Origin of the sequence: Streptomyces sp. NPDC000404 (assembly GCF_040300365.1) — a bacterium.
GTDB classification, from domain to species: Bacteria; Actinomycetota; Actinomycetes; order Streptomycetales; family Streptomycetaceae; genus Streptomyces; species Streptomyces ramulosus.
Genome location: NZ_JBEPDN010000010.1, coordinates 87110 through 104205 on the forward strand (window position 1 = coordinate 87110; position 17096 = coordinate 104205).

The window sequence follows — 17096 nt, forward strand, 5'->3', positions numbered from 1 at the left end:
TCCTAGGCGTGCGCGGCGGAGTCGTGGGCGGAGTCGAGGACGGCCAGGACGCGGAGCATCGGGCGGCCCGTCGTCAGCAGGGAGTCGGCGAGGCGGGAGAGGTCGTCCTTGGTCTCTTCGCCCGCGAGGGTGGGTTGTTCCCACCGGCCGAGGCGCTGCCGGTACTCCTCGATCGGCGCGAGGAGCGCTTTGTCCCACTGCGAGCTGTGGCGCGAGAGGAAGGCCTCGGCGGCGTCCAGGGCCGCCGGGATGCCGGCCCGCAGACCGTCCACGTCGTGGGGCCGCAACGGGTTGGCCATCGTCGGGCCGATGCCCGCCTCGCGGAGTGTCCCCACCATGTCGTCGGTGACGTCCTCGCCGGTGACGGCCATCCACTTGACGACCGTCGGGCGGCCGAGGGCGTTGGAGTAGATGCCCTGCACGAGGTACACGGGGGCGTCGACATCGGCCGTGATGACCGGGGCCTCCTGGCGGCCCAGCTTCACCAGGACCTTGTCGGTCAGCCACTCCACCACCGGGTGGAGGTCGGTGAGCAGGGAGATCTCCGGCCAGCTGGAGGTGCCCGACTCGCGGGCCCGTACGAGGGCGCGGTCGGCGAGCTTGCGGTTGAGGGTGACGAGGAGGCGTTCGCTCAGGCGCTGTTCGCGGCGGTAGTCGGGCGGCAGCGCCTTCAGCCGGTGCACCAGGTCGGCCGGGGGCTTGAAGGAGATCAGGCCGTTCTCGGGGTCGCGGTCCATCCCGAGGGACTGCTGGGCGTCCGGGAAGACCTCCCTTACCGCCTCGTCGACGAACTCGCGGGTGGTCGTGAAGAGACGGGGCACGTGGGCCTTCGGCGGGGCGGCCGAGGAACCGTCCGATGTGGGAGTCTCGGCGGCGGGCTCGGCGGACACGTCGTCGACCTGGGCAAAGAAGTCGGCCAGGAAGTCGTCCGCCCCGCCCGCCTCCTGGGCGGTCTGCTGGAGGGACTCGTCGACCGTGCGGCCCTTGAGCAGGTCCTGGATCAGCGACTTCTCCTCGGCCTCCGCGCGGTACAGGCCGGAGACCGCTTCCGCCGTGCCGAGCGAGCGGTGTGCCTCGTCCTCCCGCTCAAGGAGGCGCTCGGCGACTGTGCGGTCGTCCTTCGCGCCGTCCACCTCGCTGGTCAGGATCAGGGCGCGGAACTGCGGCTTGTGGACCTGGCCGTAACGGTCGATACGGCCGTTGCGCTGCTCGATGCGGATCAGCGACCACGGCACGTCGTAGTGGATGAGCTGATGGCACTGCCGGTGGAGGTTGACGCCCTCGGAGGCCACATCACCGGTGAAGAGGATGCGTACGGGTGCGTCGGCGAGACCGAAGTCCTCGACGCACTGCATCTGCTGCTCGTCGGAGAGGCCGCCGTGCATCACACGGGCGGCTGCCTCCAGGGCCTTGCCCTTGAAACCGAGCGCGGCCGGCACGGCGGATCGCAGCCATTCCAGGGTCTGGACGCGTTCGGAGAAGACCACGACGCGTGTCTCGCTGCGCGGTCCGACTCCGATGGCCTTCAGCTGCTCGACGAGAGCGGTGAACTTGGCCGAGTCCTGGGCGGTCAGACCGCCTGTCAGCTCCCGCAAGCGCTGGAGAGCGGCCAGTTCGGTGCCCGTCGCGTCCGGGTCGTTCTTCTTCTCCAGCGTCTTGATCCGGGTCTCGACCGTCGAGCTCAGGGCGGCGTGCGAGGAGAGGAAGGACTTGAGCAGGGTGTACGGGAAGAGCGGGACCTCGCTCACCGAGCGGCCCTCGGCGGGTAGCCAGACCTGGGCCAGCTCCTCGAAGATCTTCTCCTCGGCGGGGGTCGCCGGGCAGTGCACCGACTCGGAAGGGCCCCGGTCGGCCCACTGGCCGGACATCTTCTCCCGCACCTCGGCGCTGACCTTGGTGCGGCGGATGAACAGGTGCTTGATGTCCTCGGCCGAGTACCGCTCGGGGTCACGGATCGCCGCCGGGTCGAGCAGCGCGATCAGCTCGGCGAACGAGCGGGCGTTGCCGTTGTGCGGGGTGGCGCTGGCGAGGATGAGGGCGTCCGTCTGCGGGGCGAGGAGCTGGGCGAGCTGGTTGCGCAGCGAGCCGCGGTTGATGAGGTTGTGCGACTCGTCGATGACGACGGCGTCCCACCGGATGTGCTCCAGGTGGTGCTTGTACTGATCGGTGTTCTTGAGGGTGTCGATCGAGACGATCACGCGCTTGAAGAACGTGAAGGGGTTGCGGCCCGCCGGGATCTCCCGCTGGATCCGCTCGATGCCCGCGGAGTCGAGGCGGATCAGCGGGATCGCGAACCGGGTCCACAGCTCGTGCTGGAACTGCTCCAGAACGTGCTGCGGGGTCACCACGAGGATCCGCTCGCCGCGGCCGCGGCGGATCAGCTCCGCGAGGGTGAGCCCGATCTCCAGGGTCTTGCCGAGGCCGACGACGTCCGCGATCAGCATGCGGGGGCGCAGGTTCCGGCCCGAGAGTGCGAGCTGCGCGGGCCGCTGTTGGTAGGGGAGCGAGTCGAGCAGGAAGCTGTCGGCGAGGGCCAGGCCGCGCTCCGACTGGGGCAGCGGGGTCTTGCGCAGGATCGCTTCGAGGAAGAGCCGGCTGCGGCGGAAATTCGGGGAGTCGTCACTGATCAGGGTGGTCTTGGCGGGGTCCATCAGCTCGATGCCGGGCGCGCCGTCGCGGGTGCGCTCCAGGCCGGTGAAGAAGACGGCCTCCTGATCGCGGACGAACTCGGAGATCCCGACGGCCTCGATGCGGTCGCCGTCGTGATCGGTCCGGGTGACGTTCTTGACCAGCCACTCCTCGTCGCGTACGACGATCTGGGCGCCGGGCGGGAGACTCGTACCGGTTCCCGGGGTGGGCTGCCCACCGGACTGCGAACTGGACTGCTGCGCGGTCACCCGCGGTACCTCCTGATAGCTGCTGAACTGTGTAGCTACTGGTGCGGGCCACGGCCCGGGACAAGAGGCGATGGTCACCTCCGCCCAGGCCGCCCCGGCGCCTCGCCGCCTGCCGGCCCGCTCAGAACGGCGCCGTCGACGCGTACGTCTCCCGCAACTGACCCGCGATCCGGAGCGCGGCGGCGGAACGGCGCGGGCCGGCGGGTGGCGCGGGCGTGGGCTGGGGTGGGGCCACGGCCGCGGGCTCGGCGTCCGGGGCGGTCACCGCTACCGTCGGGGTGTAGCCCGGCGAGTGGGCGGCGGACTGCTGCGGCAGCGGGACGGTCGGCGCCACGGGCGCCGGGTTCGGGGCCAGGAGCGTCGACGCCTCGGCGAAGGCCTCGGCATCCGTGGGCGGCGGGGCGGGAGCCGGTACGGGGGAGGGCTCCGGCGGTGTGTACGCGGCCGTGGCGAGGGAGGTCAGCTGCCGTCGGGCTTGCGCCACGGTCGCCCCGTGGGCCTTGATGACCGCCACGCACCGGGTGACCACCTCGTCCATCGTCGGACGGTCGTGCTGCGCGTACCGCAGCATGGACGACAGGAGACCGACCAGTTCCTCGGGGGCTCCCGACAGGTCAGGAGCCTTGTCGGGGTCGACGATGTGGCTGAACAGCACCTGTACGTGATCGGCCTGGTACGGATAGTGGCCCGTGGTCATGAAGAGCAGCACCGCCCCCAGTGCGTACACATCCACCGGGGCCGTCAGCGGCTTCTCTCCGTTCGCCTGCTCCGGAGACATGCAGGCGGGGGTGCCCATCACCGTGTTCGGCGCGGTGAGGGAGGCGCTGGACTCGGCGAAGACGGCGAGGCCGAAGTCGATGATCTTGGGGCCGTTGGGGCCGAGCAGGATGTTCGCCGGCTTGAGGTCCCTGTGCAGCAGCCCCTGGCTGTGGACTCCGGCCAGCGCCTCGGCAAGGGTCGCCCCGAGCGAGGCGGCCGCCAGCGGCGACAGGACACCCCGGGTGTCGAGGAGCCGACGCAGGTCGGGTCCCTCCACGTACTCGGTCGCGAGCCACGGTTGCTCCGACTCCGTGTCGGCCTTCACGAACGCGGCGATGCGCGGTCCCCAGATCGTCTTGAGGACCTCGATCTCCTGGGCGAACCGCTGCCGGGTCTCCGAATCGACCACCGTGGGTTTGATCACCTTCACCGCGACGGCCTCACCGGCGGCGGACTCGCCGAGGTAGACCTGGCCCATGCCGCCGTGGCCGATCCGTCCCAGCAGCGTGAACCCGCCCAGCTCGGCCGGATCGTCCGGGCTCAGCGGCGTTGCGTTCAACCTGGTTCCCACCTTGAAGATCTACCGAAAGTCGCGTGAGGGTCGCGTGTGTACGGGCCAAGGGTATCGGCGGTGTCCGACATCGGGTCCGGTTCGGGGCAGGCCGCCGCCCATACTCTGGCCGGATACCACGCGCGGTGATCGAGGAAAGCCCTTCTCCGACCGCGTCCGCCTTTCCGAGTTGCGCGGATCGGCGTAAATCAGCCAGGTACATTCGTCTCTTTCCGCGGTCGCCGCGCCCCGGGGACAATGGCGGGCGATGACCGTCACCGCCCCCAGCGCCTCTACCGGCCCGCCTCCCGAGCCGTCGGGCTTCGGCCCCTTCGCTCACCTCACCGTGCCGAACACCCCGCTCTACCGCCAGGTGATGCGGGCGTTCCTCGCGGCCAAGGAACGGTTCGCGGTCCACCTACGGCCCGAGGACGTGCACACCGCACTGCCGGCCGACATCCGTCCCGCCGAGCTGGACGCCGTAGCCGGTGCGCTCGACAAGCTCGTCGGCTGGGGCAATCTGCGGGCGGACCCCGACACCGCCCGTGTGACCGCGGTCGAGGACTTCTACCGGAAGCGATTCATCTACCAGCTCACGCGGGAGGGAGAGGCCGCCGAGGAGGCGCTGTCCGCCTACGACGAGGCGCTCGGGCGTCGCGGCGCCCTCCAGGCCGTGGCCCTGCACGACATCGTCACCCAGCTCCGTGCCCTTCTCGTCCTGGCTGCCGAGGATGAGCCGGATCCGGCCAAGACGCATCTGGCGCTCGACTCGCTGGCCAGTCGGTTCGCCGCGCTCGCCGACAACGCCCGGGCCTTCATGGGATCGCTCCAGCGGACCATCGACCTGCACGACGTCGAGGAGGAGGTCTTCCTCGCGTACAAAGACCGGCTCATCCAGTACCTGGAGCGGTTCATCCAGGACCTGATCACGCTGGGCGGGCGGATCGCGCGGCTGATCATGGAGCTGGAAGAGGACGGAAGGGTGGAGCCCTTGCTGCGGGCAGCCGCCGGCCGGGAGGCCGCCGACGCCTCGCCGGACGAGGCCGCGAACGCGGAGTGGGAAGTGTACGAGCGGTGGGCGGCCCGCTGGTCGGGGCTCGGCGCGTGGTTCATCAGCAGGGACGGGCGTGAGTCGCAGGCCAGGCTCCTGCGCGGGCGGGCACTCGGCGCGATTCCCCAGCTCCTTGCCGCCGTACGAGCGCTGAACGAGCGCCGGGCCGGCCGCTCCGACCGGTCGGCCGATTTCCGCACGCTCGCGCGCTGGTTTGCCGAGGCAGCCGACGACGACGCCCGGCACCGGCTGTGGCGGGCCGCCTTCGGCCTCTATCCGGCCCGGCACTTCACCGTCGACGCCGACACCCTCGCCGCCCGCGCGGCGCGGCCCGTCCCGGCCGCCACGCCGTGGGCCGAGGCCGAGCCGTTGCGCATCAGCCCACAGCTGCGTCGCACCGGCAGCTACGAGCGGCGTGGCAAGCCCCGCAAAGTCGAGGACCGGGAGGAGCGACGGCGCTCGCTCGCCGAGACCGCCGCCAAGCAGGCCGCCGAAACGGCCGCCGCCCGCGCTCGGCTCGTCACCCATGGCGTCACGCGCCTGTCCGGTCTCGGCGAGCTCGACCCTGCCTCCTTCGGGCTGTTCCTCCAGCTGCTCGGGGACGCCCTGGCCACGTGGCGGCCCGGCATGCGGCACACCACGGCCACCAGCAACGACGGCTCCATGGAGATCAGACTCACCGCACTCGCCGACGGCACGACCGCCGAGGTTCGTACCCCGGGCGGAGTCTTCAGCGGCCCGGACCACCTCATCGAGATCGTCGACCTCATGGAGGGAGACGGCCTGATGGGCGGAGACGGCCCGACGCACAGAGACGACCCGACGGACGGAGAGCCCGGCCGATGACCACACCCCTCGCCGAGGTGCTGGACGGCCAGCATGCCGCCGAACTGCGCAAGGCCGCCCGCGCCCTGCTCAAGCAGCCACTTCTGCTCGCGCGCGGCCGGTACGCCGACGAGTTCCGCCTCGCTCGCCGGCACGCATCGGAACTACGGGAGTGGTTCGACCGCAACACCGGCTGGCCACTCCAGGTGGACACCGAAGTCGCCCGGCTGCGCAAGAGTCCCGGTGTCCTCACCGACCCCACCCATCCCGCGCGGGACACGACCCGCGGCGCCTCCCCCTTCACCCGCCGCCGCTACGTCCTGCTCTGTCTCGCGCTCGCCGCCCTCGAACGCGGCGAAGCCCAGATCGCTCTCGGACGCCTTGCCGACCAGATCGTCCTCGATGCCGCCGATCCCCGACTCGCCGTGACGGGGATCGAGTTCGCCCTGGAACGCCGCGACGAGCGCCTCGACCTCGCCACCGTCGTAGGGCTGCTGCTCGACCTCGGCGTGCTGCGTCGGGTCGCGGGCGAGGAAGAGGCATACGTCAGCGGGGCGGGGGATGTCCTGTACGACGTCGAGCGTCGGGTCCTCGCCGGACTTCTGGCCTCCCGCCGCGGCCCCTCCACCGTCCACGCGGAAGACCTCGACGACCGCCTCACCGAACTCGTCACCGAAACCGCTCTGGACAGCGACGAACTGCGTTTCCGCGCCATGCGCCGCTCCCTCACCCGCAGGATGCTCGACGACCCGGTGCTCTACTACGACGACCTGACCGACGCCGAACTCGGCTACCTCACCCGGCAGCGCGGCTTCCTCACCGCCCGGATCACCGAGCTGACCGGACTGGTCGCCGAGGTGCGGGCCGAGGGGATCGCCATGGTCGACCCCGAAGACGACCTCACCGACGTCCGCATGCCCGAACAGGGCACCCACGGCCATGTCACCCTGCTGCTCGCCGAGCACCTGGCCGCCGCCGACGGACCCGTCGATCTCGACGAGCTGGCCCTCCGAGTCCGTGAACTCGCATCCCGGCACGGCGGCTTCTGGTCGAAGTCCGCCCGGGAGCCAGGCACGGAGACCGAGCTCGTCGACCAGGCCGTCGCCCGGCTCGCCGCGCTCGGCCTGGTCTCCCGTACTCCGCACGCGGTCGTGGTGCGACCCGCCCTCGCCCGGTACGCGGTCGGCGAGACCGTCATCCGCGAACCCGGCTCCGCCCCCGTGCCTCCGCCGCGAAAGGCCACCTCGTGACCCGCCTCCCCACCCCGCGACGCACCCGCTGGCAGCCCCTGCGTGTCGGGCTCGTCGACCTGTTCCACTACGACGTGGACGAGTTCCACTTCCGGGACGGGCGTCTGTTGCTGCGTGGCAACAACGGCACCGGCAAATCCAAGGTGCTCGCCCTGACCCTGCCCTTCCTGCTCGACGGCGACCTCAGCCCGCGCCGTGTCGAGCCCGACGGCGACCCGGGCAAGCGGATGGAGTGGAACCTGCTCCTCGGCGGCGAGCACCCGCATTCCGAACGGCTCGGCTACACCTGGGTCGAGTTCGGCAGGCTCGACGACACGACCGGCGAGCAGCACTTCCGTACGCTGCTGTGCGGGCTCAAGGCCGTCAGCGGGCGCGGTATTGCCCGGCACTGGTACGCCGTCACCCGCCAGCGCATCGACCACAGCTCCGCCGAACGCACGGAGGGGACCTTCCGGCTCCTCGACGCCACCGGTACGGCCCTGTCCCGGGACCGCCTCGCCGAGGCCGTCGCCGGGTACGGCATGGTGTACGACCAGGCCAAGGCGTACCGCAGGGCCGTCGACGAAGCGCTCTTCGGCCTCGGAGAGCAGCGGTACGCCGCCCTCGTCGACCTGCTCATCCAGCTGCGCCAGCCCCAGCTCTCCAAGCGACCCAACGAAGCGGCCCTCTCCCGTGCCCTCACCGAGGCCCTGCCGCCCATGGACCAGGCCGTCATTGCCGACGTGGCCGAGGCGTTCCGCTCCCTGGACGAGGAGAGGGACGAGCTGGCCGCCGCCTCCGCCGCCGAGCGCGCCGCCGCCGCGTTCCTGGAGCACTACCGGCGGTACGCCCGGATCGCCACCCGACGCCGCGCCCGGCTTCCGCGCGCCGAGCACTCCCGCTACGAGCGCGTGCAGCGAGATCTGGCAGAGGCGCAGGAGCGGCGCACCCGCGCGGAGGAGAAGCGAGCGGCAGCCGAAGAGGAGATCGGCTCCCTGGCCGAGACCAGGGAACGTCTGCGGGCCCAGGAGAACGCGCTGCGCGAGGCGCCCGAGATGCGCGACGCCCGAGAGCTGGAGCACGCCGCTCAGGCCGTGACGCGCACGACCCAGGAGGCGGACCGGGCGAAGGGGGACCGGGAGCAGGCGGACGCCCTCCACACCAAGGCGCTCGGTCGGCTCGGCGCCGCCGAGAACCGGCTGCGTGCCACGCGGCTCCGAGTCGAGGAGACCCTCGCTCACGTGCGGGAACAGGCAGCCGCAGCGCGCGTAGCCCTGCCAGCGGACGACCTGCTGCCCGAGCCCGAATCGCGGTGTGCCGTCGAGGACGCCACGTCCCGCGCCCAGCGGGCGCTCGCCCACGTCGAGGGCCTCCTCGAAGCCTCCGAGCGGGCCGCCGAAGCGCACCGCCGGGCGTCGGGACGCCTCGACGAAGCGGAGACCGACCTCGCGCTGGCCGCCGAGACACACGGTGAGGCGGAGGAGAACACGGCGCGGGCGGGCCGGATCCTCCTGGACGACGTGCGCGAGCGCGCCCGCACCTGGAAGGAACTGGCCTTCGGCGACGAGGCCGGACTCCTGGACGAACTCCAGGAGTGGACGTGTCGCCTCGACGGCCCCTACCCGGCGCGGGTCCATGCCACCCGTGCCCACACGGCCCGGTCGGCGGACCTCGCCGACCAGACGGCCGAAGCCGCCCGCAGAGCCACGGAGCTGGCGGCGCGCACCGACGAGGCACGACGGGAGCTCACCACGCTGCAAGCCGGCGGCGGACGCGAGCCCCAGCCCCCGTCGACACGCACCCCCGGCCTGCGCGAAACGCTGCCGGGCGCACCGCTCTGGCGCCTTGTCGACTTCCGGGGTGGACTGACCGAGCCGGAGCGTGCCGGACTTGAAGCGGCACTCGAAGCCTCCGGTCTCCTCGACGCCTGGGTGCTGCCCGACGGCTCCGCCCTCGCCGCGGACGGGCACGACGTCCTGCTCTCCCCGTCGAACGGACCGGTGAACGGCCCCTCTCTGGCAGACGTGCTGTGCCCGGCCGTGGACCACGGCGACGGACAGGCCGCTGCTCTGGACGAGACGACGGTGCCTCGACTGCTCGCCGCCATCGGCCTCGACGGCGGGGGAGGAGCCGAGACCTGGGTGGCATCCGACGGACGTTTCAGGGTCGGTGCGCTCACCGGCACGTGGGCCAAGCCCGCCGCCACGTACATCGGCGAGGGCGCGCGCGAGGCGGCACGCCGGGCCCGCGTCGTCCTGCTCGGCATCGAACTCGCCTCCCTGCGCGAGGAGTCGGAGACGCTCGCCGCTCGGTCCGTGACCATCACGGCACGCCGTCGCACACTTGACTCCGAGTTCGCCGACGTCCCCGACGAGTCGTCGCTCACCAGGGCACACGCGCTCGTGAGCGCCGCCGCCGAGACCGTACGCACGGCCCGCGCACGCCATGAGGGGCGTGCCGCCGAGGTCACCGAGGCAGCCGGGCACGCCGAGAGGGCCGCCGCCGAGCTCGACGAGGTCGCCGCGGATCTGGGGCTGCCCACCGACCGGGCCGGACTCACCGCCGTGCGTCACGCCCTCGGTTCCCTCGCCACCGTGCTGGCCGCGCACTGGCCCGCGGTGCGTGAGCAAGGAGAGGCCGTACGGCAGGTGGACGAGGAAGGAGCCGATGCGGCCGAGGCGGAGCAGCGGGTCGTTGACCTCGCCCAGCGGGCCCAGGACGCGGTGCGCGATGCGGCGGCGGCCGACGAACGCCATCGGACCCTGCGCTCCACCGTCGGCGCTGCCGTCGCCCAACTCGAACGGCGCCTTGCCGAGACCGTCGAGGCACAGCGGATCTGTGAGACCGACCAGAAGAACGCCCGGCAGCGTTACGCCCAGGCGGACCGGGAGGAGAGCCGGGCCGAGGGGCGGATCGAGCAGTTGGAGACGGACCTCGCCGAAGCCGTCGACGCACGTGCGGAGGCCATCGCCGCGCTCCGGCGTTTCACGGCCACCGGCCTGGTCGCGGTCGCGCTGCCCGAACTCACCGTCCCCGCCTCGGACGACGGCCCCTGGATCGCGACACCGGCCATCGCGTTCGCCCGCGCCATCGACTCCGGTCTGTCGGCCACCGACGACACGGACGCCGCCTGGGAACGCGTACAGCGCCGGCTCAGCGAGGAACTGAAGACCCTGCAGGACACCCTGTCCCGGCACGGCCACAGCGCCTCCGCCCGCATGGTCGAGGACGGCATGGTCGTCGACATCGTCTACCAGGGGCGCGAGCGGGCTGTGCCCGAACTCGCCGACGCGCTCGCCACGGAGGTCGGAGAGCTCACCCGCATCCTGTCCGTCCACGAACGCGAGATCCTCGAAACCCATCTGATCACCGAGGTCGCCGGCACTCTCCAGGACCTCATCGGCGCCGCCGAACGGCAGGTGCGGGACATGAACACCGAACTGGAGGACCGCCCCACCTCCACCGGCATGAAACTCCGCCTGGTGTGGCGGGCCTCGCGCAAGGCCCCGCCAGGACTCGCCCAGGCACGTGACCGGCTGCGTCAGTCGGCCGATGCCTGGGCGGCCGAGGACCGCACGGCGGTCGGCGAGTTCCTCCAGGCCCAGATCGCCCGCCAGCACTCCGACGACGGCTCGGGCAGCCGCCTCGAACAGCTCACGGCGGCGCTCGACTACCGCTCCTGGCACGAGTTCGGCATCGAACGCCACCAGCACGGGCGCTGGGTCCCGGCCACCGGCCCGGCCTCCGGCGGCGAGCGTGTCCTCGCCGTGTCCGTACCGCTGTTCGCCGCCGCCTCCTCGCACTACGCGAGCGCGGGCAGCTCGTACGCGCCCCGCCTGGTCACTCTCGACGAGGCGTTCGCCGGCGTGGACGACGACTCCCGGGCCAAGTGCCTCGGCCTTCTGAGCGCCTTCGACCTCGATGTGGTCATGACCAGCGAACGGGAATGGGCCTGTTACCCGCAGGTGCCCGGCATCGCCATCGCCCAGCTGTCCCGGATCGACGAGGTGGCGGCGGTCCTCGTCACCCGCTGGGAGTGGGACGGTACGAGACGACGGCGTCGCGAGGATCCCGTACGGCACGCGCCCCAGGACACGCCCGGCGCAGAGGAGCCCGAGCCGCTGTGGAACTGAGCCACGGGCACGAGCCGGAGACCGGAGCGGTCGACGGCCCGCGGCTCGCTCGGCTGCTCGGCGCACCGGAACTCGCCTGGCTCGTCGAACGAGCGCGCCGACGCCTGGTGACCGAACAGCCCCTGACCGGTTCCGTTTCTCTGGGCGATCCCACTCCGGCCCAGCGGGCGGCGGTCGAACGTCTTCTCGCCCGAGCTCCCGGTGGCGGCAGGTCCCTGACGGTGCGTCTGGACGCGGTCGACGCCGTACTACGCCGTTCAGGCACGAGCCCGAACGGCCTGGCCGCTGCGGTCGAGGCACTCACGGGACCTGCCACATCGCTCCCCCGGACCCGCCAAGAGGAGGAGGACGACTGGAAGCGGGCGCATGCGCCGCTCGACGAGCTTGTCGCCACGGTCCCCGCGCTCGCGGAGTGGGCGGCCCGAATACGCGCCGACGGCCTCGCGCGGCGCCTGGGGCGCACTCCAGACGTCACGCTCGGCCTACTCGCCGGAGTGTGCACAGCCCTGCGCGCGCTCCCCGCCGTCCCGGTCGTCTCGCTACCCGCCTTCGCCGCCCGGGTCCTCGGCTGGGCCCACGCCCTCGACGACGGCACACCACTGGCCACCCTCACCCTGTCCGGGGCCCGTGCGCTGACCGGCTTCCATGACGGCCAGGGCACCGAATGGCGACGCGAGGCGTGGGCCTCGGCGGGACTGTTGCGGGACGAGCTGTCCTCGACCGTCCTGACTCTGAACCTGCGCGGCACCCCAGCCCTGGACCGCCTGGCCGAAGACGGCGAACCCTGCGTGCTCACCCTTCGCCAGCTCACCCGCACGCCTCCGGCAGTTGCCGCTCCCAAGGTGCGGATCTGCGAGAACCCGACCGTCCTCGCAGCGGCGGCCGATGTGCTCGGCCCTGCCTGCCCGCCCCTGGTCTGTCTCCAGGGCCAGCCTTCCGCCGCCGCCCTCACGCTGCTCCGGGGGCTGCACGACCACGGAGCGGCCCTGTACTACCACGGGGACTTCGACTGGGGCGGGCTCCGGATCGCCGGTGCCCTTCGCCGCCGCGTCCCGTGGCGACCCTGGCGCTACACGGCCGTGGACTACCGCGCAGCCGTGCTCCGCTGCGTCTCACCTCCCCTGTCACCGCTCGTCAGCACCCCGACGGAGACCCCTTGGGAGCCCGCACTCGCTGTGGCCGTCGCCGAACTCGGTGTTCGTGTCGAGGAGGAGAGGGAACTGGAGCTGTTGTTGTCCGATCTCGCGTGAGGACCGTGACGGGGCCCGGCTGGGCGAGGGCCTGGGTGCGGGGTCCAGCCGCAGTCGGGAGAGCGTCCGCTTCAGCGTGCTGGCACTGAGCTGCAGTGATCACTTCGGTGAGCACGGCGGCTGAGGCGATCACTAGAAGGTCGACGTCGCAAGCGACAGTGGGTGACTTGCGGACCTCGCGGTCGCATTGTGCAGTCTCGGCGGGCCCCACCGTCCGGCGAAAGAGGTCACCCTGGTGAGCACGCCCCACTGGGTGGCGGCCTTCGGGCCATCGAGGGGCAGTATGCGTGCGTCGAGAGGCCGCGCGTAGCGCCCATGACGCACGTAGTGCACGTGGACCTTGAGTCCGTATTGCGCACCATACGTCTCTGAACTGCAGTTTTCTTGAATCTGTTTCTGGCTCCACATCTTCCCGATGACCCACCACGTGGAGTGCTGGGCAATCTGTCCCCCCAGCCGCCGAGGCCGATACTCCCTCGGCCTCGGCCCAAAAGTCCCTGAGGAGTCCCACGGGCGGAGCCGAACCCCTCCTGGCTCACACACATGCAGGTCAGGAGGGGTTTAGTGGCGTTGTTTCTGAAGACTTTCAGATATCCCGGAACGTCTCGATCTGTGCCCCGATCGAGTTGAGGCGTTCGGCCAGGTCCTCGTAGCCGCGGTTGATGACGTAGACGTTGCGCAGGACCGAGGTGCCCTCGGCGGCCATCATGGCGAGGAGGACGACGACGGCGGGGCGCAGGGCCGGGGGGCACATCATCTCGGCGGAGCGCCAGCGGGTGGAGCCGTCGACCAGGACGCGGTGCGGGTCGAGCAACTTCACCTGGGCGCCGAGGCGGTTGAGGTCGGTGAGGTAGATGGCGCGGTTGTCGTAGACCCAGTCGTGGATCAGGGTCTGGCCCTGTGCGGCGGCGGCGATCGCCGCGAAGAACGGGACGTTGTCGATGTTGAGGCCGGGGAACGGCATCGGGTGGATCTTGTCCAGCGGCGCCTGGAGCTTGGACGGACGGACCGTCAGGTCGATCAGCCGGGTGCGGCCGTTGTCGGCGGGGTACTCCGCGCTGCGCTCGTGGTCGAGGCCCATCTCCTCCAGGACCGCCAGCTCGATCTCCAGGAACTCCACCGGCACGCGCCGGATGGTGAGTTCGGACTCGGTGACGACGGCGGCGGCCAGCAGGCTCATCGCCTCGACCGGGTCCTCGGAGGGCGCGTAGTCGACGGTGCGGTCGATGTGGGCGACGCCGTGCACGGTGAGCGTGGTGGTGCCGATGCCCTCGACCCGGACGCCCAGCTGTTCCAGGAAGAAGCAGAGGTCCTGAACCATGTAGTTGGAGGAGGCGTTGCGGATGACGGTGGTGCCGTCGTGGCGGGCGGCGGCCAGCAGCGCGTTCTCGGTGACGGTGTCGCCGCGTTCGGTCAGGACGATCGCGCGGCGCGGGGTGACGGAGCGGTCGACCTCGGCGAGGTAGACGCCGTCGGTCGCGGTGATCTCCAGCCCGAAGTGCCGCAGCGCCGTCATGTGCGGGGTGACCGTGCGGGTGCCGAGATCGCAACCGCCCGCGTACGGCAGCCGGAAGTGGTCCATGCGGTGCAGCAGCGGGCCGAGGAACATGATGACGCTGCGGGTGCGGCGGGCCGCCTCGGTGTCCATCGAGGCGAGGTCCAGTTCGGCGGGCGGCACGATCTCCAGGTCGTTGCCGTCGTTGATCCAGCGGGTGCGCACGCCGATGCTGTTCAGCACTTCGAGGATGCGGTAGACCTCCTCGATCCGGGCGACCCGGCGCAGGGTGGTGCGGCCCGCGTTGAGGAGCGAGGCGCAGAGCAGCGCGACGCAGGCGTTCTTGCTGGTCTTCACCGCGATGGAACCGGAGAGCCGGCGGCCGCCGACCACGCGCAGATGCATCGGGCCGGGGAACCCGAGCGACACGATTTCGCTGTCCAGGGCCTCGCCGATGCGGGCGATCATCTCAAGGCTGATGTTCTGGTTGCCGCGTTCGATGCGGTTGACCGCGCTCTGGCTGGTGCCGAGAGCGTCGGCGAGCTGCGTCTGTGTCCAACCGCGGTGCTGTCGGGCGTCGCGGATCAGCCGGCCGATGCGTTCGAGGTAGTCGTCTGCCATGGCATGACCGTATCTCAGATATGAGATGTGGTCACTTTCGCTAATTGTTCTACTACTATGCGAATAACTGGAGGTTGACATGAACCCTGCCACTCCCTTCACCCGTCCCCCGGCCGACACCCTGCGGGTCGCGATCGCCGCGTTCCCCTTCCTGATCGCGGTCGCCGTCGTCGCCGGCGTCCATCACAAGACTGCCGACCGGTTGCCCGATCCGCTCGCCATCCATTTCGGTGCCGACGGCGCCGCCGACGGCTTCGCCTCGGTCCGCGGATTCCTCCTCGGCGCCGTCCTCGCGCTGCTCGTACTGGGCGTCGGCTGCGCCGTCCTCACCCGCGTACGGCGACTGACCCCGGCCGCGCCCTGGGTGCTCGCCCTGGGCTGGGCCCTCGCCGCTTTCCTCGCCGTACCGGCCTGTATGACGCTGCTGGACAACGCCGCGGCGGGACAGGCCCGGGCGGTCCGGGCGCCGTTGTGGGAGGTGCTGGTGGTGATGGCCGCCGGGCTGCTCGCGGGCGCCGTCGGGCTGTGGCTCGGGGGGCCGCTTCCGCGCCCGCGGCCGACCGGGCCGCAGGGCGCGCCACGGCTGCCGCTCGCGGCGGGGGAGCGCGCCGGATGGAGCCGGACGACCGGCTCCCCGCTGCTCGCCGTCCTCGGCCTGGTCACCTGCTGCGCCGGGCTGTACCTCGGCTTCGTCGCCGGGCCGTTCGCCGGCGTCGCGCTGGGCGCGGCGGGCGTGGCGGCCGGGGCGCTCGCCTCGGTGCGGGTGACCGTCGACCGGCGCGGGCTGGCCCTCGCGCCCGCGCTGCTGCCGTACGCTTTCCGCCGCATCCCCCTCGACCGGGTGACCGAGGCCACCTGCAGAAATGTCGACCCGTTCGCCGACTTCGGCGGCTGGGGCTACCGGGTCCGCGCACACCGCAGCGGGCTGGTGCTCCGATCGGGTGAGGGGATCGTCCTGCAGCTGCGCAGCGGCCGGGAATTCGTGGTGACGGTCGACGACGCGGCGACCGCCGCCGCACTGCTGAACGCCCTGCTCGACCGCGCCCGTTTGGACCGAGGAGACTGAGTGCTGTTCCGGGTCGACCCCCGCTCCGCCGTGCCGCTCGGTGACCAGATCGCCGCCGCGGTCCGCGGCGCCATCGCCGACGGTTCGGTCCGCGCGGGCGAGCGGCTGCCCGCCGGCCGGGAGCTGGCCGCCTCGCTCGGCGTCAACGTCCACACCGTCCTCCGCGGCTACCAGCGCCTGAAGGACGAGGGCCTGATCGAACTCCGCCGCGGCCGCGGCGCGGTGGTCACCGGCGTCGCCTCCCCGGCCCGCGCCCGCCTCGGCGAGGCGGCCGACCGCCTCATCGCCGAGGCCCGGCGGCTCGGGCTGACCGACGACGAGATCGTGGGCGTGGTGCGCCAGGGGCTGGCGCCGCGCTGATCGCCCGGGGGCGGCGCCCCGTGATCCGTACGGCGCGCCCGGCCGGGGATTGCTTCCGGGTGCGCACGGCGGGCGCGCGCGGGCCGCGCCCCGGCGCCGTCCGGGCCGGGCCCGTGGCCCACGCCGGCTCCGCCCGGGCCCGGCGCCGCACGCCCTGCCCGGCACGACGCCGGTCCCGGGCTTCAGGCCCCCGTCGCCCCGTCCACCGCCTCGCGCAGGAAGTCGGCGTGCCCGTTGTGCCGTGCGTACTCGTGGATCAGATGCAGCATCACCGTCCGCAGCGACACGTCCTCGCCCCAGCGGGCCGCGTGGTACGCGGTGTCGAGGGACGGGGCCGCCGCCTCGATCCGGCGGGCGTGCGCCACCTCCGCCTCCCAGGCGGCGAACGCCTCCGCCCGGGTGCAGCCCCGCGCGTCGTACGCCGCCTGGAAGTCGCCCTCCGGCGACCAGACCAGCGGGATGTCCTGGCCGCCGACCACCCGCCGGAACCACGCCCGCTCCACCTCGGCCAGATGCCGCACCAGTCCGAGCAGCGAGAGCGTGGACGGCGGACTGGCCCGGCGGCGCAGTTGTTCGTCCGTCAGACCGTCGCACTTCATGGCGAGCGTGGCGCGGTGGAAGTCGAGAGTCGCGCGCAGCGTGACCCGCTCGTCGCCGGTGCGCGGCGGATCGATCCGTTCGACGGTCATGGGTGCCCCCCGTTCCGGCCCGGTCCCGGCGCACCGCGGGTGCGGCGCCCGGCCGGGCAGCGGCCCGAACCTACCGCCCGCGCCGCGCCGCCGTCCCGTCGGCTGTGCGGTGGAGCGGTTCCGGGGGGCGACCCGAACGGCCCCGTCCCGCGCGCGGCTGCCCGGGGCCGG

The 17096-nt window shown here is 72.1% G+C and carries 10 protein-coding genes; 6 read left to right on the forward strand and 4 right to left on the reverse strand.

Annotation, left to right across the window (positions count from 1 at the left end):
• Positions 1–2: 2 nt before the first annotated feature.
• Positions 3–2897, reverse strand: a complete 2895-nt coding sequence (locus tag ABT345_RS20415) for a DEAD/DEAH box helicase (RefSeq protein ID WP_386461552.1) — start codon at positions 2895–2897, stop codon at positions 3–5.
• 121 nt (positions 2898–3018) lie between these two features.
• The gene (locus ABT345_RS20420; RefSeq protein WP_345085440.1) at positions 3019–4215 is read right to left on the reverse strand and encodes a serine/threonine-protein kinase; all 1197 of its coding nucleotides are present in this window, start codon (positions 4213–4215) and stop codon (positions 3019–3021) included.
• 259 nt (positions 4216–4474) lie between these two features.
• Here ABT345_RS20420 and ABT345_RS20425 point away from each other — a divergent pair, with 259 nt between their 5' ends.
• The 4 genes from ABT345_RS20425 to ABT345_RS20440 are packed head-to-tail and all read left to right on the forward strand — an operon-like array spanning position 4475 to position 12694.
• The gene (locus ABT345_RS20425) at positions 4475–6103 is read left to right on the forward strand and encodes a TIGR02677 family protein (RefSeq protein ID WP_345085443.1); all 1629 of its coding nucleotides are present in this window, start codon (positions 4475–4477) and stop codon (positions 6101–6103) included.
• The gene (locus ABT345_RS20430) at positions 6100–7332 is read left to right on the forward strand and encodes a TIGR02678 family protein (protein ID WP_345085446.1); all 1233 of its coding nucleotides are present in this window, start codon (positions 6100–6102) and stop codon (positions 7330–7332) included. The genes ABT345_RS20425 and ABT345_RS20430 overlap by 4 nt, the downstream gene beginning before the upstream one ends.
• Positions 7329–11444: a TIGR02680 family protein gene (locus tag ABT345_RS20435; RefSeq protein WP_345085449.1), complete on the forward strand. Its 4116-nt coding sequence runs from the start codon at positions 7329–7331 to the stop codon at positions 11442–11444. Before ABT345_RS20430 ends, ABT345_RS20435 begins: the two co-directional genes overlap by 4 nt.
• Positions 11435–12694, forward strand: a complete 1260-nt coding sequence (locus tag ABT345_RS20440) for a TIGR02679 family protein (RefSeq protein ID WP_345085452.1) — start codon at positions 11435–11437, stop codon at positions 12692–12694. Before ABT345_RS20435 ends, ABT345_RS20440 begins: the two co-directional genes overlap by 10 nt.
• Before the next feature lie 586 nt (positions 12695–13280).
• Here the strand turns inward: ABT345_RS20440 and ABT345_RS20445 are convergent.
• Entirely contained in the window at positions 13281–14810 is a 1530-nt protein-coding gene (locus tag ABT345_RS20445; RefSeq protein WP_345085455.1) for a helix-turn-helix domain-containing protein, read from the reverse strand.
• Between the two features lie 79 nt (positions 14811–14889).
• Between ABT345_RS20445 and ABT345_RS20450 the strand changes: the two genes are divergently transcribed.
• On the forward strand, positions 14890–15876 hold the full coding sequence (locus tag ABT345_RS20450) for a DUF1648 domain-containing protein (protein WP_345085458.1): 987 nt from the start codon (positions 14890–14892) through the stop codon (positions 15874–15876).
• Complete coding sequence (locus ABT345_RS20455; protein ID WP_345085461.1) at positions 15877–16236, forward strand: GntR family transcriptional regulator; 360 nt, start codon at positions 15877–15879, stop codon at positions 16234–16236.
• A gap of 182 nt (positions 16237–16418) precedes the next feature.
• Here ABT345_RS20455 and ABT345_RS20460 read toward each other — a convergent pair whose 3' ends face one another.
• Positions 16419–16925, reverse strand: coding sequence for a DinB family protein (locus ABT345_RS20460; RefSeq protein ID WP_345085464.1), 507 nt, complete (start codon positions 16923–16925; stop codon positions 16419–16421).
• Positions 16926–17096 lie beyond the last annotated feature (171 nt).